The 21,519-nt window shown below is 43.7% G+C and carries 18 protein-coding genes; 14 read left to right on the forward strand and 4 right to left on the reverse strand.

Annotated elements, in window-relative coordinates; all coding sequences use genetic code 11:
- Positions 1 to 120 precede the first annotated feature (120 nt).
- The 10 genes from A3848_RS07425 to A3848_RS07470 all read left to right on the forward strand — a co-directional run bounded on the left by A3848_RS07425 (position 121) and on the right by A3848_RS07470 (position 10,969).
- Complete coding sequence (locus tag A3848_RS07425; protein WP_074084321.1) at positions 121 to 399, forward strand: type II toxin-antitoxin system Phd/YefM family antitoxin; 279 nt, start codon at positions 121 to 123, stop codon at positions 397 to 399.
- Between the two features lie 112 nt (positions 400 to 511).
- Positions 512 to 2,359, forward strand: a complete 1,848-nt coding sequence (locus A3848_RS07430; protein ID WP_074084322.1) for an N-6 DNA methylase — start codon at positions 512 to 514, stop codon at positions 2,357 to 2,359.
- 16 nt (positions 2,360 to 2,375) lie between these two features.
- Positions 2,376 to 2,687, forward strand: a complete 312-nt coding sequence (locus A3848_RS07435) for a type II toxin-antitoxin system RelE/ParE family toxin (RefSeq protein ID WP_074084323.1) — start codon at positions 2,376 to 2,378, stop codon at positions 2,685 to 2,687.
- A gap of 394 nt (positions 2,688 to 3,081) precedes the next feature.
- Positions 3,082 to 3,825, forward strand: coding sequence for a peroxide stress protein YaaA (gene yaaA, locus A3848_RS07440; RefSeq protein ID WP_074084324.1), 744 nt, complete (start codon positions 3,082 to 3,084; stop codon positions 3,823 to 3,825).
- Positions 3,826 to 4,317: 492 nt separating this feature from the next.
- On the forward strand, positions 4,318 to 4,944 hold the full coding sequence (locus A3848_RS07445) for a type 1 glutamine amidotransferase family protein (protein ID WP_074084325.1): 627 nt from the start codon (positions 4,318 to 4,320) through the stop codon (positions 4,942 to 4,944).
- Between the two features lie 34 nt (positions 4,945 to 4,978).
- A complete protein-coding gene (locus A3848_RS07450; RefSeq protein WP_074084326.1) occupies positions 4,979 to 5,659 on the forward strand; it encodes a response regulator transcription factor in 681 nt (226 codons plus the stop codon).
- Positions 5,656 to 7,041 carry a sensor histidine kinase gene (locus A3848_RS07455; protein ID WP_074084327.1) on the forward strand — a complete coding sequence of 462 codons (1,386 nt, stop codon included), beginning with the start codon at positions 5,656 to 5,658 and terminating at the stop codon, positions 7,039 to 7,041. The genes A3848_RS07450 and A3848_RS07455 overlap by 4 nt, the downstream gene beginning before the upstream one ends.
- Positions 7,042 to 7,114: 73 nt before the next feature.
- The gene (locus tag A3848_RS07460) at positions 7,115 to 8,848 is read left to right on the forward strand and encodes a S41 family peptidase (RefSeq protein WP_074084328.1); all 1,734 of its coding nucleotides are present in this window, start codon (positions 7,115 to 7,117) and stop codon (positions 8,846 to 8,848) included.
- 88 nt (positions 8,849 to 8,936) lie between these two features.
- Complete coding sequence (locus tag A3848_RS07465; protein WP_074084329.1) at positions 8,937 to 10,019, forward strand: nucleotidyltransferase domain-containing protein; 1,083 nt, start codon at positions 8,937 to 8,939, stop codon at positions 10,017 to 10,019.
- A gap of 23 nt (positions 10,020 to 10,042) precedes the next feature.
- On the forward strand, positions 10,043 to 10,969 hold the full coding sequence (locus A3848_RS07470; RefSeq protein WP_074084330.1) for a serine hydrolase domain-containing protein: 927 nt from the start codon (positions 10,043 to 10,045) through the stop codon (positions 10,967 to 10,969).
- Positions 10,970 to 11,132: 163 nt separating this feature from the next.
- On the opposite strand, the gene A3848_RS07475 is transcribed toward A3848_RS07470, so the two are convergent.
- On the reverse strand, positions 11,133 to 11,861 hold the full coding sequence (locus A3848_RS07475; protein ID WP_074084331.1) for a CPBP family intramembrane glutamic endopeptidase: 729 nt from the start codon (positions 11,859 to 11,861) through the stop codon (positions 11,133 to 11,135).
- Positions 11,862 to 11,931: 70 nt separating this feature from the next.
- Positions 11,932 to 12,519, reverse strand: a complete 588-nt coding sequence (locus A3848_RS07480; protein ID WP_074084332.1) for a TetR/AcrR family transcriptional regulator — start codon at positions 12,517 to 12,519, stop codon at positions 11,932 to 11,934.
- 230 nt (positions 12,520 to 12,749) lie between these two features.
- On the opposite strand from A3848_RS07480, the gene A3848_RS07485 reads away from it, so the two are divergent.
- From A3848_RS07485 to A3848_RS07500, 4 genes are all read left to right on the forward strand, one after another.
- Positions 12,750 to 14,846: a CAP domain-containing protein gene (locus A3848_RS07485; RefSeq protein WP_074084333.1), complete on the forward strand. Its 2,097-nt coding sequence runs from the start codon at positions 12,750 to 12,752 to the stop codon at positions 14,844 to 14,846.
- Positions 14,847 to 14,885: 39 nt separating this feature from the next.
- The gene (locus A3848_RS07490) at positions 14,886 to 18,254 is read left to right on the forward strand and encodes a HEAT repeat domain-containing protein (protein ID WP_074084334.1); all 3,369 of its coding nucleotides are present in this window, start codon (positions 14,886 to 14,888) and stop codon (positions 18,252 to 18,254) included.
- A gap of 301 nt (positions 18,255 to 18,555) precedes the next feature.
- Positions 18,556 to 19,188, forward strand: a complete 633-nt coding sequence (locus tag A3848_RS07495; protein WP_074084335.1) for a glycoside hydrolase family 11 protein — start codon at positions 18,556 to 18,558, stop codon at positions 19,186 to 19,188.
- A gap of 87 nt (positions 19,189 to 19,275) precedes the next feature.
- Positions 19,276 to 20,151 (forward strand): formylglycine-generating enzyme family protein, encoded by an 876-nt coding sequence (locus tag A3848_RS07500; RefSeq protein WP_074084336.1) that lies wholly within the window; start codon positions 19,276 to 19,278, stop codon positions 20,149 to 20,151.
- Positions 20,152 to 20,174: 23 nt separating this feature from the next.
- Here the strand turns inward: A3848_RS07500 and A3848_RS07505 are convergent, their stop codons facing one another.
- Entirely contained in the window at positions 20,175 to 20,597 is a 423-nt protein-coding gene (locus A3848_RS07505) for a VOC family protein (protein WP_074084337.1), read from the reverse strand.
- A gap of 74 nt (positions 20,598 to 20,671) precedes the next feature.
- Positions 20,672 to 21,319, reverse strand: a complete 648-nt coding sequence (locus A3848_RS07510) for an alpha/beta hydrolase (protein WP_083611987.1) — start codon at positions 21,317 to 21,319, stop codon at positions 20,672 to 20,674.
- Positions 21,320 to 21,519: the final 200 nt, after the last annotated feature.

The following is a 21,519-nucleotide window of genomic DNA, read 5'->3' on the forward strand; positions in this document are numbered from 1 at the left end:
CATGCCTGCAGCTGTGTCGGTGCTTGGGCTTTTTTGTTATGGTAATTGTGAAAAGAAGTGAGGTGAAATTGATTTGATATCATAATTATGATATGATCACGCTAAGAAGGAGGGGGATTTATGCCACAAATTAGACCTGTATCCGATTTGCGCAACAACTTTACTGAAATATCTAAAATAGTGCATGAAAGTAATGAACCCGTTTTTCTCACGAAAAATGGATATGGTGATATGGTTGTTATGAGCATAGAGCAATATGAAAATATACAGCAGAACCAAGAGATCTTGATGAAACTTAAAGAAGCGGAACATGAAGCTGATACTTCTAATGAACGCTTCAGTCACTCTGAGGTGTTCAACAATTTGAGAATGAAGATCCGGAATAGACCCAATAGTTAACGATTATTGACGTCCAGTTGTAACCAAGATAAAATTTTCCCACGTCTTAGTAAGACGTGTTTTTTTAGAAAATAATAATTAGGTATAACCATACATTATTGGGGGTGTGTTAATGAATAGAAGAGAGAACGAAATTAAATACATACTGGAGTCCATAACAGAAGATTTGGAGGGCCTCTATCCTAACGAACAGATAGCTCGTATGATCTTGGTTATTGTGACTATATTTTATTTAAGAGAGTTAGAACAGGGTGAAAAGGACCAAGCTGCCCGAGCGGTGCTCTCAGAGTCACTATCGATTGCTCAAATGCTGGACCAAACCATGATTGAACTTGAGCATCAATACAAAGAGTTTACAGGAGTTTTTACAGGATTGGTTCCCTCATTCCTTCAATATAACTACCCGGACATTATTTTAAAGACAATGATTGAGAAACTTATCAGTTTTCAATTCATCGATCAAGAAGAGATTGTTCAATTTATTAATTTGATTGCATTGAAATATAGCTGCAACTATGAAGAGAATCAGACGCCGGAAACGATCATTAAGCTGGTTTTGGGTTTGATGGACTTCGAGAATGTTTCTTCAGTTGCTGATTATTGTTCCGGAATATCTAGTTTTGCAATTGAATTGTTTAGGCATTTCAGAGCCGAGAGAGCTAATAAGTCTGTCTTCTATTATGGCGAAGAGAAGAATGCATCAGATTATTTGATTTCAAAATTGTTGCTGAATATCAATAATGTCCCTCAATTTCATATTGAGAATAAAGATGTGTTGGAGAGAGTTCACCTAGAGGCTGAACGGTTAGAGGTTGACTTTGTTTGGTCAGATGCGCCTTTCGGGGTGGCATGGAACCAATCGGAAGGCCAGAATGATCCCAGATATAAATATGGCCTTCCTCCGAAGTCTTCTGCCGACTGGGCATTCTATCAGAATGCTTTATATCACTTAAATGAGCATGGTCAAGCAGCCGTAGTTGGTACAAAGGGAACGTTGGTCAGGAGCACTGAAGTACATATACGTAAAGCAATTACTGAAGAAGATTTAATTGAAGCAGTGATTACGTTACCTGATAATCTTTATCTTAGAGCGAGAATAGGTACAGAGCTCATTATATTTAATAAGACTAAGTCAAAAAATAGAAGTGGAAAGATACTGTTTATTGACGCCAGCAAGTTTACACAGAGATTAAATAGGAACCAATGCTCGATTACGGAAGAGGGAATTTCAAAAATAGTCTATGCCTATAGAAATGGAACTGAAGAGGAGAACTTCAGCAGATTTGTTGATCTGGCTAAGATAAGAGAGTACAACTATAGTTTTAACCCTAAGGAATATTTAGATTTTGATGTATTGAAATATTCTTTTCATCAAACAGTCAAGCTTGGTGATGTTGCCACAATTAGACGAGGCGTTCAACTAACGAAAGAAGAGATAGAGGAGCTGTCAGGAACAACCACTCACTATTTATTGAATATTAAAGATATCGAGAATGGAACAATTGCCTATGATGAGAAGTCAAGGATAACGTATAAGAAACGGGACTGGCTGGAGAAATTTGCGATCCACCCTATGGATATCATCATGACTTCCAAGGGATCTTTGATCAAGTTTGCAATTGTAGAAGATAAGTATGAAGAGGCTTTTGTGAGCGGGAATTTATCCATTATCAGAGTGAATCCTGCCCACTATAATGTGTACGTCTTGTATGAATTCTTACAAAGCGAAGTGGGACGTAGAATGCTTGATGGTCTACAGACAGGGACTACGATTAAATTGATTAATCCGTCTAAATTAGAAAAACTTGAAATACCTTTATTATCCATAGATTTGATGAACCAAGTAGGGGCTGAGCTTAGACGAAGTAAGCAGGAATATGAAGAACGGATTCAAGAGACTGAACAGAGATTTACAATGGAAAGAGGCCGGTTGCTGAAACAAATAGGTATGAATAATTAACCTGGGGGAGACGCTTATGGACAGAAAATATAAACTGCGTTATCTAACATTGGCACAATCAGACTTGCAGGACATTGTTGATTATATATGTAATGAGCTTTCTGCGCCGGATGCCGCAAATGATCTTGTAGATAAGTTTGATGAGGCTATATCCAGGTTAGAGCTATTCCCGTTTTCGGGGCCAATCTGTTACAAACTTAACGGTCTAAAAGATGAATATCGTTCTCTAGTTGTAGAGAATTATATGGTGTTCTATGTCGTGTTTGACGATATTGTTGAAATTAGACGAATACTCTACGGTAAGCGTAAATATGAAGATTTTATTTAATGTTAAGCCTATAAATAGGTGATATTTGTATAGTTGGATATTCTTTTTTACGCGAAATAGTACTATAGAAGCATGTCTTTATAGTTGTGCGAATGAATTGGCAAGGGTTTGGCAGCGTCAACGCCTACATATACATATGAAAGGCGCTCAATTCCTCTTTTCTGAGCGTCTTTTTGCTATACTTTTTCTGCAGAAAAAACTGAATCCAAGACGACTACCACCAGCGCGGTGGAGTCATTTCGTTAAAGAGTTACATGCGTGAGAATAAGCCAAGTGCGCCTCTGTATTTGTACCGCTTGTACATGAACAAAACTTACACTGAGCCTATAAATGTAAACTATGATACGATAAAGTTGTATGTATATTCCCCGCGGGGACAAAAAAAGGGAGCAGCATGAGAATCATTATTTCACCTGCGAAGAAGATGAAGACAGACACGGATTTCTTGGATTGCCGCCAAATGCCGCAATTCATAAGCGAGTCGGAAACTCTCTTGGCCTTACTACAAAAGTTGAATTATGAAGAAGCCAAAGCTCTATGGAAATGCAATGATGCCATCGCTACGTTGAATGTGGAGCGGATTCGTAATATGGATGTAACCCGGAATCTGACGCCGGCTATCTTTTCCTACGAGGGTATTCAATATCAGTACATGGCACCTGGGGTCATGCAAATGGAGGAGCTCGAGTATCTTCAGCAACATTTGCGGATATTGTCTGGGTTCTATGGAATGGCCCGGCCCTTGGACGGAGTTGTTCCGTACAGGCTGGAGATGCAGGCGAGGCTGAAGGGGCCTGGGTTCGGCTCTCTCTATGAGTTCTGGAACAGCAAACTGGCGGATCAGCTATTTTCGGAGAGTGATTGCATTCTCAATCTGGCGTCCAAAGAATACAGTAAGTGCGTCTCAAGGTATATTGGGACGAACGTTAGAATGGTTAGTTGTGTATTCGGGGAGGAAATTGGCGGTAAGGTGGTTGAAAAAGGAACCCTGGTCAAGATGGCCCGAGGTGAAATGGTGCGCTTCATGGCCGAGCGGAAAATCACCTGCATTGAGGATATTAAGGGTTTCGACGGGTTTGATTTCTGTTTTGCTGATGAGCTATCGGAAGAGAGTACCTATGTGTTTATAAAAAAATAGTGTTATATTAGGAAATGGAATCCATATTCCAAGTAGTCACCCAATATGAAATTGCAGAGACTGCGATTTTATGTTGGCATGTATTATGACCAAAAGAAGATCTATTGTAAAGGATGCTTATATTGTCACACTCGTGTTTAAATCGCCAAGGCTCATGTTGGGAGTAAGTAGTTATAATGAAATGCTGACTTGTACAGTAGGCTATTGTGAACCGGAAATCATTAAAAGATGATGTGGAACCTTTTTCTCAATTCTACGTTGCAGAGGAATTACTTTAATTATCGAATGCAGGTCAGAAGCATTAGACGACCTATGTCTGTAATCGAGCCACAGCGTTGGAAAAATAAAATGGCTGCGGTTAGTTATTTATATGTTTAAATAAAACGGCTTGACTGACAGTAGTTGTCAGTCAAGCCGTTTTATAATAGGGATAATAATTGATCGCTGTTGATGATTGGTTATCACTTGAGAATATATTGGGAGGATTTACAAATGAGTAGCACGGTATATCTTTATGTATTTGACACCATGGCAGACTGGGAAATAGGTTACTTAACTTCCGAACTGAACTCGGGAAGATATTACAGAAAGGGACTCTCCCCATCCAAAATAGTTACCGTGGGAATTGAAAAGACACCTGTAACTACAATGGGCGGATTGAAAATACTGCCTGACCTCCAACTGGATGAGTGCAGCATTGAAAGTACAGATACATTAATTTTACCCGGTGGAAATACATGGACAGAGTCCATTCATCACCCCATCTTAAAATTTGTTGAGAGGTGTTTACAGGAAAGGGTACTGGTTGCCGCCATTTGCGGTGCTACAATAGGACTAGCCCAAACTGGACTGCTGAATTCACGCTGTCATACAAGCAATGATCTGGGATATCTAAAAATGATCTGTCCCGCTTATACGGGCGAACAGTATTATAAAACGGAGTCCACTGTAACCGATGGGAAACTGATCACGTCTTCAGGAATAGCTCCTTTGGAATTTGCAGCACATATCTTGAAAGCTATGGGTGTGTTTTCTTCAAAAACATTAGATGCCTGGTATAGTCTGAATAAGACTCACGATTCCCAGTATTTCTATGAGCTGATGGAATCAGTCCAGTGAGGTTATGAATACAAAAGGCTGGAGGACTGTTTATATGGTCAAAATTCTTATCGTGGACGACGATCCGCATATTCGCGCCTTGATCTGCCTTTACTTGAAGAATGAAGGGTTTGATCTGGCTGAGGCGGATAATGGCATCGATGCACATGCCATCATCAAAGGTTCGGGAATCGATCTCGTTATCCTCGATATTATGATGCCGCATATGGACGGATGGGAGTTATGCCAGGCGATTCGGACAAGTGATCCTGATATTCCGCTTCTGATGGTAACGGCCAAGGGTGAACCGGGTCAAAAGATCAAAGGCTTCCAGCTCGGGACCGACGATTATATGACGAAGCCGTTCGATCCGGGGGAACTTGTGATGAGGGTTAAGGCATTACTGAGGCGATCCCGGATTGCCTCTTCCCAGGTCATCCCTCTGGGGGATATCGTACTGAACCGGAAAACGTATAAGGTCATGCGGGGAGACCAGGAATTAACTTTGCCTCTAAAGGAATTCGAGCTGTTATTCATGCTTGCCGGCCACCCGGGGCAGATCTTCACGCGGGAGCAGCTGATCACCCAGATCTGGGGCATGGATTACGAAGGAGACGACCGGACTGTTGACGTTCATATCAAGCGGCTGCGGGAACGTTTTGCCGGGGATGCCCGCCATTTCCGCATTGAAACGGCACGAAGTGTAGGTTATCGTCTGGCGGTGAATCCGGGGTGAAAACATTATATGTCCGCGTCGTGCTGACTTTTCTGGCCGTCATCGTCATCAGCCTGGTCTCATCCTTGTTAATCTCCCTTGCTCTATTCCAGAAGACTCTGAACGCTACAGGGAAGAACGATATGCTCGCGGCCGGCAATCGTATCATAAGCGTGTATGAACAGACGAATCCTCCGGATTTGGATGTATTAATGGATAATATGGCCGAATTGGTTTCCTATACCCTGCAGCTGTACGACGGCAATGGCGGGGTGAAATCCTATGTACCGGCCAAAGGCAGGAAGGCCGGCAAGATTAACCCGGAATCTGTACGCAAGGTGCTGCAGGGAGAGTTATACCGTTCGCAGGGAAAAGATAACGGAACGTTTGTCGGCCTTCCATTTTTATCTGAAGGGAAACATTATGCCTTATTTTTACATAGCTCTTCTAAGAATGAAGGCGCACTCATCCGTTTGTTCTTTACCATCCTTCTTCTCATGCTCGCGATCGGAAGCTTGGGCATTCTCATTGCTGGCAGATATGTGGTGAAGCCTCTCCAAGCGATGACGAATGCGACTAAGCGGCTGGCCAAAGGCGACTTTGAGGTTGAGCTGAAAATAAACCGCGGAGACGAACTGGGAACCCTCTCGCGGAGCATTAACGATATGGCCCGGGATATCAGACAAATGGAGCGGATGCGGCAGGATTTTGTATCGAACGTGTCTCATGAAATCCAGTCCCCGTTAACTTCCATCTCTGGTTTTGCGAAGGCGCTGAAGGATGGCAATCTTGTTATCGGGGAGGATGAACGCGTTCGCTATTTGGATATTATCGTTACTGAGAGTGACAGGTTGTCCAGACTTAGCGACAATCTGCTGAAGCTAGCCTCCCTCGAATCGGAGCATCATCCGTTCAAGGCGGAAGCCTATACCCTGGATGAGCAGATTCGGCGGGTGATTGTCTCTTGTGAGCCCCAGTGGTCGGCCAAAAACATCCGCGTCGATATGGAGTCTCCTTCAGGGGCTGCAGTCCGAATAACGGCCGACAAGGATCAACTCAATCAAGTGTGGATGAATTTGCTCGGGAATGCCATTAAGTTCACACCTTCCGCCGGACAGGTCTTCATCGTGATCAGCCGGCCCCATCCTAATGAGATCGCTGTAGCAGTAAGCGATTCCGGGATCGGCATTGCGCCGGAGGAGATCAGCTCTATATTTGAGCGCTTCTACAAAGTGGACAGGTCGCGGGCTGAAGACCGGAGCGGCAATGGTCTTGGCCTTGCCATCTCCCACAAGATCGTTGCGCTCCATCATGGAAGCCTAGAGGTGAAGAGTACGGTCGGGGTGGGCACAACGTTCACCGTCACACTTCCCGTTGTCTCTCCTTCTGATTCTGTTCTTTAAGTTCACGCTCCGTTCATATTTCTCCAATAAGCTCACTACGAAACACATTGAACCGATTGGAGGAATATGAACGATGAGCTTTATACTTAATATTTTCGATTCATTGAAATGGTTAACGGGCTGGGAAATGATTTTGTGCGCGCTGTACTTGTTTGTCTTGCTGGGGTATGTTTTTCTCAGAAATAACCGGTGGTTTTATTTTATTCCAGGCGCGGGCGTAATCATTGCGGTTATAAGTCTTATCCGTGGTGATGCCTCTATACTGGCTCTGTTGATTTACTCCTCAACGGCCATACTTTTCTTATTCACCGTTAGAAGAATCTTTAAACCGTCCGTTAAACCCATATCCCCGAAGGTTCGGACCTTCATGGTTATCGGTTTCGTCCTCGGATCCCTGCCAACGCTATTGGCCTTAACCATTGCGGGCGAAGTCCGATATAATCCAGTGAGCGATTTCAGCCATAAGGGCTATACCCAAGCCTTCATTGCGATGAACGAAAGATTGTCCGCCGAATATCCTTTCGGAGACTGGAAAAAAGTCGATTGGGAAGCTAAGCGGAATAAATACGAGCCTTTAATCCTCCAAGCGGAAATCAACCGAGATTCCAACCTCTACTATAAAACTTTAAGGGATTACCTCTTTTCATTCCGTGACGGTCATATCCAAATCGTGAACGAACATCTGTATGACGGGAATAACACATTTAAGAAAGAAGTTGGCGGCGGAGTCGGAATCAGCGTGATTCAATTGGATAACGGCAAGGTGTTGGTTAGCTTGCTGGTACCGGGCAGCCCGGCTGACAAATGCGGCATCAAGCTCGGAGCCGAAATTATTACCTGGGATGGAAAGGACGTTCACAAGGCATTGGACCAGACATTCTGGAGTGAGAACCCGCCGGCAACGGAAGGAGTCCGGATTCAGAATCAAGGACGGTTCTTAGCAAGGGCCCCTATCGGCCAAGACATCCAAGTCAAATTTCAGAATCCGGACGATTCAGCGGCCATAACTGCAACACTTACAGCTTATGACGATCAGTACGAAACCTTGAAGAAAACAAAGGTAAAGCTGAAGAAAGAAGATCCGCCAGTGGAGGGTCAGATCCTTAAGGAGAATTACGGCTATATAAAAATCAGATATTTCCTTCCGGGTACAACGCAATCTGATCCCGCGAAAGTGCTGGAAGATACAATAAAAGAGTTTCAGGAGAAACATGTAAAGGGAATAATCATTGATCTACGGGATAATCCGGGCGGGGATGATGACCTGGTTGCCCAAATGGCAGGACATTTCGTGAATGGGAAAAGGATCTTTGAATACGTCAGTTACTACAACCGGAACACAGGACGCTTCGAGCTCAACCGTGCCGAGACCAGAACCGTTCAACCTTCGCGGATTTACTTTTCAGGGAAAATAGCTGTCCTTATTAATCATAACACCGCGAGCTCGGGGGAAGGATTACCTCTGTTCTTAAAAGGAATGCCGAATGTTAAGATTATCGGCTTTACGCCTACGAATGGTTCATTCGGTGTCGTCTCCGCTCCTATAGAGATGAAGATGCCGGGAGGATATGTCGTGCAGTTTCCGGATGGCAGATCTCTTAATCAAGACCAAAAGATTCAAGGGGATAGCGATGAACACGGACAAGGAGGAGCGACTCCCGACATTACAGTTCCCATGAACGAGCAGACCTTTAAAATGAAATTTATCGAAGGGCAGGACGTGGAATTGAATTATGCGTACCAGGAGCTGATGAATCAGTCCAAAGCTGCCCGGGAGTTGCATCCCGTAGCCTTTGGTATAGATTGATTTATAGATAAAGTCGGGATACCCCTTATTCAGGCAGGTTGATACAATACAATCAATCGTTGGATCTGACTGAGAGGGGACATGGAATATGGATGATGGGAATAGACAGAAGATTTTAATTAAAAATGAAAAACTGATTAACATGGTTATTGAACGTGCGAAGAGAGATTTTCCCGAGGATATTGCAATCATTGGGCTTACAGGTTCTTTTAGTACCGGAGATTTTTATGAAAAAAGCGACCTTGATCTAATTATCATTAATAACACGGACCGGGGCTGGGGGATCTCTTCTTGTTTTATCCTGGAGGACATTGGATATGACATCTATTGTACGCCGTGGGAAACAAGAATAGAGGATGAAGCGAATCTCGAGAGTCCCATGATTTCACATCTGGTAGATTTACAGATATTATATTGTGCAAAACCCGAATACATGGATAAGTTTAACCTATATAAACAGAGAGCACTTGATGCTATAGCCAAGCCCATAGGGAAAGAATGTATCCGTAGAGCAAAAAAGTACTTAGACGTAGCAAAACAGGAATATACGAATACATTGCTATCTGAAGATTTAGGAGCAATAAGGTATGCTTCATGCGGAGTTTTATTCAATTTGGTAAATGCTCTGACGAATTTGAACAATACCTATTTCAAACGGGGGCTTAAGAGATATCTGGAGGAAATAGGTACATACCGTTACATTCCTGGTGATTTTGAAATGAAATATATGGCTGTGATAGATGCGAAGACTCCCCGGGAAATCAGAAGTGCATCCTATAACATTCTTAAGAGCATGAATGATTTATATCATAAAATGGATAAGGATTTCGTAGTGCAACCTGTCCCGGGCTATGATAATCTGGCTGGTACCTATGAGGAGTTATGGTGTAACCTTCGCAATAAGATTATAGTAAGTGTGGAATTAGGTGATAAATCCTATGCCTATCTTACAGCAATGAGTACACAAAATTTTCTTGATGAAATGACAGAAACGAGAGGGACAAAAAAGTTTGAGCTAATGCAGTATTTTGATTCAGATCATCTTAATTTATTTAAAGATCAGTTCCTGCAGGCCATGGATGAATATCTGGAAGAATACAACAGGGTAGGAAGAAAGGTCGAGCGATACGACACCTTTGAGCAATTATATAACCAATATATGAAGCTGTAGGAAATAACTCGGAGATGATTACAATGAATAATAAATTGCTGAATGATTTGATAGTGTCCGTAAAAAGTCAAAATCTTCAGGTGCTAAATGTCCTGGTTAGGCAAGAGGGTCAGATCATAGCGAAACATGATTTTGAAGAAGAAAAGCCTGCTCCTTTGTGGTCAGTAAGTAAAACGTTTACTTCAATGGCAGTTGGGATTGCTATCAGTGAGGGTTACTTCAAAATGAATGACCCTGTTATTGATTTTTTTTCTGATATTCCAAAAGTATATTTAAATGAATATTTAATAAAGATGACTATCCATGATTTGCTGTGCATGGGAACTGGACACGCAGAATGCCCAGTAGTTAAAGCGGATTGGGGAAGCGATACAAGTTGGGATATTTCTCAGTTGTTCTTTGAAGAACCGGTTATCTTTGAGCCTGGGACTCATTTTACATATAACAACTCTGCAACGTACATGCTTTCAAAAATAATAAGCAAGACCACAGGGACTAACTTAGATGATTACTTAGATAAAAGAATATTTCAGCAATTGGATATACCGAAACCTAAATGGGATACCTGTCCAAAGGGAATTCCGCAGGGATTTGCAGGATTATATTTAACGGCAGAGCAATTATCCAGATTCGGGCAATTAATTCTTGATCAAGGGGTCTGGCAAGGGAAGCAGCTTATTCCTTCAAGTTATATCAAACAGGCAACATCTGTCCAAATTCAAACCAAAGATTTCACCCCGGACTTTGCAACCGCTGACCATCAGCAGGGATATGGATATCACATCTGGATGAACTCCTATCCTAATTCATATCGAATGGATGGTTTATATGGTCAATATGTTGTCATGCTTCCAGATAAGAATGCCGTTGTTACCTATATTTCAAATGAACCACACAACATGACAGGGGTTCTTGAGCTGACCTGGAATACTCTAATAGATAAGCTATAGATCAAGCAGGTTGATCAGATGCTGGCCGGTTGGATATGGATTGGGAGGGTGGATATGAAGCTCGAAGCTAACGAAATTTTAGAGTTAATACAGGAATCGACGAAGCAATTCATTTCCAATACGGCAATTGTTCTTGAAATGGAAAGCACCCTGCTAAATTATCTCACTTAAAAAAACCTAAAGCGATGACTACTGCCATCGGTCCATTTACAATTGCATGAACAATAAGTCCGGTCGTGGTGTTCTTAGTTTTTTGTATTGTGTAAGGGACAATAAATAGCAACGGCAGCAAAAGAACGATTAAGTCGGAACCAAAGCAAATGTGAAATAGCAGCCAGCAGAAGGCATTAACAAGCCAAGCCGATTTGCCATGGGTTAGCTCCTGCCGTGGTAAAATATAGCCGTGCCACAGCATTTGTTCCCCCACAATATTAAAGAAAAACATGGGCAACCAGATGAGCAAATATAATTTTTGAGAGCCCTCCAGAGGCTGGGAGCTCATGAAATTAGGTGTAGTTTGGAGTGGGGAAACAGAAAAATATTGAGTAAGCAGAGTGGAAATCCACCATACTAGTCCCATGGCTGCCAATGACAACAATGTAGCGCAAAGCGTCCAAGTCACATCTTTTTTTGTCAGCTTTTTTAACCTCAATCTTCTCAATACTATTTGGAGATTGAGGATGCCTGTTTCCCTTTTTACGAATAAAAGAGCACTAGCAAACAGTGGGACAAACACAAGAAGGCCTGTTATGTACCAACTCAGCGAGGGATGTAAGCCTAGATTTTCATGTAAAAAGGGCGTGAACCACTTTGTTAACGCAATGAAATAGGCGCTGGGTAATGCAAACAGAACGATAGATTTCCAAAGAGGTAATTTTTTGATATTTTCCATACAAAAGACATTTCCTTTCTGTTTTTTATTAATAATGATCATGTGATCATTATTTGGGCAAAAAATAAAGCTATGAAAAATGCAAGGTTGCCTCAATAAAAAAGGCAAACATGTCACTAATAAGCTGTTGTTTTTGTTTATTGTCCTCACAGCTCTCAATAATAAAAAGCAAACCTGTGAGAATCTGTTCAGCTAAAACACGTGTAAATCCTGGCGTTGCACGAATACCATACTCAGTAAAGTGCTTGTCGAAATGCTGCTCAAGGGTCATTAAAACCATATTCCTTGCAGATTTGTACTGTGTATTCTCACTCCTATCAATGAGTAGTAGAAAACGTTTAGTGAAGATGGGCATAAACTCTGTGAGATAAGTCTGAAAATAATCCCGCCAGTTCATATTTTTATCATTTTCGTGATTGATATCTACCTCTGCATTTTCATGATGCTCCATCAAATAAAGAAAAGCATTATATTCATTTTTGACAAGTTCATCAAAAAGGGCTTCTTTGTTTGAAAAGTAGCGATAGATATTGCCGATGGTCGTGCCGCTTTCTTTTGCAATGTTACGTAAGGAGGCATTCTCGAATTTTTTTTGTAGAAATTCCTGTTCTGCGTTTTTCAAAATCAAGGTTCTAAGTTCTTCTTTAAGTACCTGCATTAATAATCACCCGATCATTATTATGAACCTATTTTTATAATTGTCAATATACTATGCTAATATCATGTCAAAACAAATGTCAAAAGAACACAAGAAGACGCTCGGGAATACATCCCCCAGCGTCTTCATTTTTGCGTTTTTACTTTGCTGGAGTAGGAGACCTCTGATCATATAGAGGAAAAATATTGAAAAACGTCGAATAGGTAACTTCAGAAAAAAGGGGGATTATCATGTTATTTGTCGGAAAAAAACGAAATCAGGTAGTTCGCAGTCCTCGTATGCGCTTCATCCATTATACTGTCCTCTTCGTACTGGTATTCGGAATTGTAAGTACAGGGTTATTTAGTGCAGCAGGCAATATTGCCGCAGCAGATCCAACTAGTGAGGGGAGCGGGTATACCGAAGATCAGCTGGAAGGTCTCCAATTCCTCAACGAGGTGAGAACCCGGGCGGGGATTCCTCCCGTTCAACTGAATGCAGCGATTACTAAGGCGGCAATCTCGCATGCTGAATTTTACAATAACAATCAAGCGGATCTTCCAGGCCTGAGTGCTCACTCCGAAATATCGGGAAAGCCCGGCTATACGGGCCAGTCGGTAATAGCGCGGATGAAGGCGGCGGGTTGGGCGTCGGGATCGCAGGGCTATGCATCTGGAGAGGTCATGCACTTCCAACAAAAGAGCAGTAAAGCAGCTATTCAAGGGTGGCTCGATACAGCCTATCACCGTGACATTATACTGGACCCCCGCTATACAGAGATTGGAATTGGCCTGGTTAACGGTACTGCCGTGTTGGATGCCGGCGGTCCTGGAAAAACACAGCCTGTAGCTGGAGGGATCTCCGTATACCCTTACGATCAGCAGACCAACGTACCTGTTGGGTTCTACGGAAGTGAAATACCGAATCCACTTGAACAATTTGAAGCCAAGTACTCGGGTTATATTATATCTGCAGCTACAGATAAGAATATGATCTCACACCAAACGGTACTTACTGATGAGAAAGGAACGGAGGTTCCTTATTATGAAGAATTTAAAGACGATAATACTCTTTTTATTTATCCCAAGTCGGTATTAAAAGGGAATCACAAGTATACCGTATCCCTGGAATATCAAGTAGAAGGCTCTTTGGATACCCAGACGAAAGTATGGTCTTTCACCACCGGAAAAGGTCATGTACTGACACAGCTGGTTCCAACCTATAAAGAAATCGTGATCAATGAAGGCGGACCATTTCAGCTTCAAATGGAAGGCAACTATGATGATGGAACAAAGGATGTGCTCTTGGGCGATGAGGTTAAATATTCCGTTAACCGGACTAATGGTCTAAGTGTATCCTCCACGGGAGCTATAATGGGTGTTAAATCAGGGGATTACACCATCACAGCTTCCTTAGGTGCCCTATCTTCACAGCTTAAAGTGAAAGTATATCCAAAATTAAAATCAAAGATCTACCCTGCTGCCGACCCGGGCAAATTGACGGATATTGCCGGGAACAAGGCGTTCCCGGCCATTGAATGGGCACTGAAAGCAGGCATCATGACCGAAGCTGGAAAGGGACTCTTTAAACCCGATGCAGCAGTAAGCGAAGCTGAATTCTGGACCATGCTCCTAAAAGCATACAATGTTAACATTGAAGCTTATCAGCCAGTCAAAATAAAGCATTGGGCAGATGCCGCATACCTGATCGCCAAGGACCGGAATTTCCCGCTGGATGGATTATCCAAACTGCCCGCAAGGGACAGTCGAATTACCCGGCTAAAGATCGCTGAGATTATAGCTGCAGCTGATGGGCTGAATTTCAAAAACTATGATGCTGTGAAGTTCGTGTTAGGGAAGGATTATGTGAGGGGGGTTACGGAGCTGTCCTTGTCAGGGTATCAGGGGGATAAGGGGATTACCCGTGCAGAGGCTGCTCAGATCCTTCAATATTTGCGGCCCAAGCTTACTGAATTACGGGGGCGGCCGACGGGTGCAACACCAACTTCAGTTTTAACAGAGCTTCCCCCAAAGGTAGTGTACGTTAAGCCGGATATGTTCACCAATCAAACCCTCTTTGCAGATTTCCATGGAGATCATGCGCTGACTGTTGAAGGAAAGTTCACCCAATTCGCCGGCCAAAGCCTCAAAGTGCGGGTACAAACAGGGGGGAAGCATCCTAAACAGATAGAAGACGTGACTGTAACCTTAGACAGTGAAGGAAAGTTCAAAGTAGAGTCTGGTCCCTACGAACAAGCCTCTTTGAATCTATATCTGGAAACTCCCGAAGGCAGTTACTATTTAGATATACAGTATAACACCATGAATGAGAACCAATATTCCAGTTGATCCAGTTGAATGAAACGAGAACAACGGAGGAGGCAGCATATGATTTTCAAAAAAAATCCCATGGATAAAAAGAGCTTGCTTAAAGAACTGGATGCACTCAAATATTCAGACAGAATCCATACAGTAGCCATTCTAGGCCGTGATCATAATGGCTCCACGGAGTACTCCGAATTGCTGTCTTCTTTACTGGAGGGGGGTGCCTATGAGGCACAGCTTGCATTAGCCGGTGCGGATGTCACTCAAGATGCTAAGGTTGTGTTGTCAGCCCTACGGCATCCTGTGGCAAGTGTCAGAAATACGGCAGCGGGGCTTTTGGCCAAAGTGGGTTCAGATCTGGATATTGAACGCGAGCTTCCTAACCTATCGCATGATTGCCGCCGAAAGTTGCTGCGCTGTGTTTCAATGATCAATCGTCAGGAATTGGCGGAACGGTTATTGCCTTCTGTATATGCCGGGTGGGGAGCGGAAGAGGCGTCCCTATTGCTATCTGCATGTTATAAGGAAACGGTTCGCAAATGGCTAATGGACATTGGATATGTCATTCATAATTGGCGCAAGCTGGCTAGTCGTCATCTAGACGTGGTTGCAGAGTATTTCAGAACCACTTTGGAGAGCACACCCCCCAGGGAAAAGGGATATGTGTGGTGGAGATTCTCATCGGCTATCGAAATTTTGGGGCATTCCAAGGCGGATTTGCTTTTAGAATGTGCTATGAATCATGGACCCCTGGGGACCATACATCCTGTGCTGAAAAAACAACTCGGCATTTTAGTTCGAATCCATCCTGATACAGTGTATATGCTGCTTACAAGAAACGAGTCGCGCAGCGATCTGCTTGCTCATGGCGTACCTGATGAGATTCTAAAAAGAAGAAATTATTTATCCATCGATCAATGGATTGAAGTGGCTAAGTTACTAGCAGATCGTCCTATGCAAATAGCGAAGCTGCTCCATCATATGCCCCCTTCCAGCCGGAAAGTGATTTTTGATGCGGTGTATGCAGAGGATAGACGCCAAGAGCGTATTTTTCCGGAAGGATTACTGTATGTATTGCCGCATACGTTGCGTGACAAGGAAGCTGCCCGGATGCTGGGACTTCGTGAAATCAAGGATGACCAGGACCGGACGATTAGAATTACCGCTTGCCGTTCTATTCAACATTCCAGAGAGAAGCTTGAACAAGCCACACAGGTATCGAATGCAGACGAACGCGCCACGGCGCTTATGCAGCTGATCAGGAGTGCGGTTCTATCGAGACAGGGCATGGATGAGACGTTGCTGTTCTTGCGGCGGATCAAAAATGACCAGGACCCTGTCCGGGGAGCAGTGTTCAAAGAGCTGTCGGATAGTCCTGCGTCTGTGTTCACGGATGCCCATGTCCAAGAGCTTACCGTGCTCGTTGATAGTGTTATAGATGCGAGAGATACTTCATATGGTACAAAGTACTGCGTCCAACAGCTGGCATTCGCAATTCTGCGGCATCATGCCTTCGATCCTCAGGGTAAGCTGTTCAAATTCGCTGTTGATACGATCCGGAAACTGGGCAAGCAGAGTGGTCAGCTCTCACTGCCATCCTTAGAGAAGAATGTACCCCGGGGGATTGAAGGGAGCATCTTCGACGCCATTTATCCATTAGCTGTGCAAGCCAACCGGAGAGAAGACTACAATCTGGTGATTAGCCTGGCTAATTCATTCGGCAAACGGGGTTACGGCATCAACAGACTTCAGAATCTGTTAAAGGAAGCCACGGGAGCAAAAACAGATTCTACAGCTATACAAGCGGCCAGACATTGGCTTGCCCCGCATACCACACGTGATGAAAGAGTGAAAGAGTTACTGGCTTTGGATAAATCGTTCATTACAGTCTATGAAGTGTTCCTCCATCTGCACCGGAAACGTCAAGAGTGGCTGGACCCCTTTATTTCGGGGGCTGCGATCAAAGGCAGGTTTTTATCGGGTAAAACGATTTATCTTCTGCCGGCTACTGAAGGGTTTAACAGGTGGCTGCCAAGGCAGCAACAATCATTAAGCTCCTTATTCACAAAAGTCGCCTTCGATGCCAAGCGCAGCCTGACCGAACGTTCAAGAATCATTAGGATCATGGCAAGTATGCCAGATCTTGGCCCGGGTCCCTTACTGAAGCTTGTGCAGGATGAAGAGGTAACCGTAGCAGAAGCTGCACTTCATGCCCTTTCACTCCTGGAAGAGCCGGAAAAGGCGCTTCCTGTTCTGCTGGAGCATCTGGATGGGGACCGGGCCCGTGTAGCCATGTACTCTATACCCAGATGTATCCGCAGGGTGAACCCGGTGTTACTGACTGCAATGCTTAGAGAGCTGTTGAACCGGGACCAGCTGAAAGTCACTGTCAGAAAAGAGGCCATCCGGTTACTGGGTGCCTATAGAAGCAGTGACAGTATCCCGCTATTGATGGATGAGTTCGCAAAAACAAACGTACACAAGGATGTAATGATATCCATAGGTCATGCAGCGAGACAGCTTTTGGATGATGAACGCGGCTGGACTATATTAAAGGCAATGGCTTCTTCAGCAGAAAGTGACATCGTGAGAAGTTTATTATCTCAACAGCCTCATGATCTTCCGCTAGACTATAGAGCGCGCTACTTAGCATTAATCATTGAAATCTCAGGTCATTCGGATGTATTTGTTGGCAGGTGTGCTTTCAGTTGTATGATGCAGTGGATAAGTGGAAATGAAGAAGTTATTGCAGCTGCTACGGCCCAGGCGATTACGGATTTGGAGGATAGCACCAGGTGGGAATTTGCTATGAATACTCTGATCGAAACCTGCCGTGATGGTAAGGTCAATGAGGTCGTAATTAGTGTTTGTCAGAAGCTGGCCAGTGCAGCGATAAGTGATAAATGGAATGCAACTGCCACAAGAGATTTGCCTCACCGGCAGCGTCTCCTGAAATTTGCAGACCAGCTGACGTCATTGCAGAAGATCACACGCGTAAACCTGATTCCTTTGTATATGGGGATTATTGATGTTCTGGCATTGGATGAGACCTTGCAGCAGCTGGTGATGAAATTATATATAGCAGCCATAGACTGGAATGTCGTGGAGGAATCCGCCGCTTATCTCAACCGCATGGTTAACTGTGTTTCAAATCAGCCACAGCTGTTAAGTGATGCTTATCAGCAGGTCGCATATTATTTAAATGACAGTAGGGGTTATTGGAATCCGGAAACCCTATTAGATATTGTAGATCTGCTAGGGGCTGAGGGTAATGGTTACGAGTCTCAGTATATTGGGCTTTCTGTGCTCGAAGTTGCTGGAAGTGCCCTATTGTGGAGTCCGGAGTGTGCAGACCGTCTGAGGCTGTACAGAAATCACACGAACATTGCGGTTCGCTCACATGCGCTTAACATTTGGACAGCGCTGGATTAGTTCCCCAAATGCCTAGCCGTCCCTTTATAGGGTCGGCTTTTTGCGTTATGAGACAAACGGATATGGATGACTTTCCAAAAATTAGTGAAAAAAATAGGGGGTAAATCTTGAATTTGGTAATTTGAAATGTATGCGCTTACTTCCTATAATTTACATATACAAGACGTAGCTTGTCTTGCATATGTTAGATGACTTTTTTGCTGGGGATGGCTCACAAATGAGAGGGAGTGATTTACTTAGAGTGATAATCTAGTGGATTAAAGTAAGGAATTACAAATCAGAAAATATGGGAGGTACAATCATGTTTAAGTTTAACAAGAAAATCTTGACGTTAGTGATGGCCGTTTCAATGACAGGCCTGTTTGCTGCAACTGCCAGTGCAGATACAGACTATTGGCAGAATTGGACCGATGGCGGTGGAACAGTAAATGCTGTGAACGGATCTGGCGGGAACTATAGTGTTAATTGGTCCAATACCGGCAATTTCGTGATCGGCAAAGGCTGGACCACCGGATCTCCCACCCGGACCATTAACTATAATGCTGGTGTCTGGGCACCTAGCGGCAATGGATATTTGACTCTCTACGGGTGGACGAGAAACTCACTCATTGAATATTACGTCGTTGATAGTTGGGGCACATATAGACCTACTGGAACGTATAAAGGCACTGTGACCAGTGATGGAGGCACTTATGACATCTATACGACTCTGCGAACCAATGCGCCTTCCATTGACGGCTACCAAACATTCACCCAGTTCTGGAGTGTAAGACAGTCTAAGCGGGCAACGGGCAGCAACGTCGCTATCACGTTTAGCAACCACGTTAATGCCTGGCAGAGTAAAGGAATGAATCTGGGCAGCAGCTGGGCTTACCAGGTGTTAGCGACAGAGGGATACCAGAGCAGCGGGAGCTCTAACGTAACCGTGTGGTAACAGTCTTTTAATCTCCGATAGGTGAGTCCTGCCGGTCTCACGGCCGGCGGTATTCATTTTACAATATTGAGTGAAAGGGCTGAATCCATGAGAAAGCTATCCAGTATCCTTTTAGTGATGATTATGATTGTACTTAGCGCTTGTTCGCAAGAACAGCCTGACAAGTCGCAGAGGAAGCCTGACAACCCGCAAGAAAAACCAGATCATTTGATATTCGTTCAAGGCGGAACTTTTATGAATACTAAGTCCAGCTACTACGGGAAGAATGTAACTCTAACAGACTTTTATGTAGGAAAATATGAGGTCACTCAAAAAGAGTGGTCTGAGGTCATGGGGAATAATCCGTCAGCTTTTAGAGGCAACAATTTGCCGGTAGAGAGGGTAAGCTGGTATGACGCTGTGGAGTACTGTAATAAAAGGAGTATACAAGAGGGCTTAGAACCCTATTACAATATAGACAAGAATACAATGGACCCGAATAATAAGAGTGATATCGATAATGTTAAATGGACAGTAACGATCAATGCAGGAGCTAATGGTTACCGGTTGCCGACAGAAATGGAGTGGGAATATGCTGCCAGCGGAGGCCGGATGAGCAAGAGTTATACATACAGCGGCAGCAATAGTGCAGATGAGGTGGCATGGTATTGGAGAAACACCGGAGATCAATACTTATCTGGTGATTGGAACTGGCCGGTGATAGAAAATAATCATAATCAAACTAAGGCCGTCGGTAACAAAAAGCCCAACGAGCTGGGACTCTATGATATGTCGGGCAATGTCAGAGAATGGTGCTGGAACTGGTACGGAGACTTGAATAATAATAACAGCGGCTCCTACCGGGTTCTTAAAGGCGGCGGTTGGGTGGGCGATGTCAGCAGCAGCGAGCTAACTTTTCAGGGGAAGTTCGAGGCTAGTGGCATAGGCCCTGATCAGGGCTTTCGCGTGTTTCGCAGTGAGTGACCTTCTTGGTGTATCCCTGGATTCTATCTATCGGTCTGTTCCGTCATGAGTCCCCAGCGGATGCCAAACTTATCGACAAGGGAAACCATACAGGAGCTATAGGTCGTACCGCGCAGCGGATGAATGATCGTACCTCCAGCCTTCAAAACTTCATAGGCCTTTTTTACTTGAGTGGCGGTTTCAAAGGTGATCGTGAGAAATAATGATGTGCTTGCAGCAGCTGCTGGGGCTAGTTCATCCGAGAGCATAATGCGCTGTTCCCCGAGATAAGCCTCAGCATGATAGACATAGCCTTTTTGTTCTTCTGTCAATTCATGATTCCAGTCTTGTTGGTTAGCGTCGGTATAATGCAACATGAAGTCTATTCTGATGTCAAACGCTTGCTGATATAGTCCGATGGCCTCTTCGCATTCTCCGTGAAAATGTAACGTAGGTGTTATAATCATTGCTTCATCTCCAGTCCTAGTTGATTGGGAGTTCATCCCAATTGACGTAAAGAGTATAGCATAGGCTCCTTCATTCAACTGTTAATAATGTCAATCATTTTACGTTTTGCATCATGGGCTTCAGGGATAGGAAAAAGAACGAAAACATGATTCATTTTGGGATACACAAAGGTGTTGTGAGCGATGCCTTGGTGTATCACATCATATCCCTCCACAGCCAACATGGGGTCTCTTGTCACATAGTCGAACAGCACCGGATTATCCAATACCATATCCACGCATGGAGATAACAAAATAATATCTTTGGGCTGCGGAAGATGATTCATTTGGATGTAATGTGCGAAGCTAAGCGAGATATTTCCGCCTGCCGAATCTCCCATGAGGGTTAGTTGTTCAGGATTCTTAATGGATTCAAGAATTTCTCTGTATAAGTTCAGGAGTCTTGGATAGGTATGCTGATAGTTGAAATTAGGCACCTTGGGATAAATGGGCGCAATGATTTTGGCATTCAAGGTTTGAGCCATGTGATCCATGAACCTGAAGTGAAAAGCTAACGGTTGATGGGTATGGGCACCGCCATGGATATAGAGAATCACCTTCTGATCAGGAGATTTCTTATCATTTAATGTGAATACCTGCATGTCCTCAAAGGAGTACTCCGCAACATCGCTGGATAATTTAACTTTACCTATCCGGTAAGGCTTTATATTTTCTACGCCCATGTGCTCAAGGTGCTTCAGGGTGTTCTCTACTTTTCAAAATAGGAAGCTCCTTATAGAACGCCTTTTGTTGTATATATCCATGTGATAGATAGACCACCTTTCCGTTTGGAGTACGATATCTAGAGTATAAAGGTTGAAGTATGCTTCAAGGTCAAGGTATGCAGCCAGAAGATATCCAGGTGAAAATGCCTATATTAAAA

It is taken from the genome of Paenibacillus sp. P32E (assembly GCF_001909085.1).
Classification (GTDB): Bacteria; Bacillota; Bacilli; order Paenibacillales; family Paenibacillaceae; genus Paenibacillus_AQ; species Paenibacillus_AQ helianthi.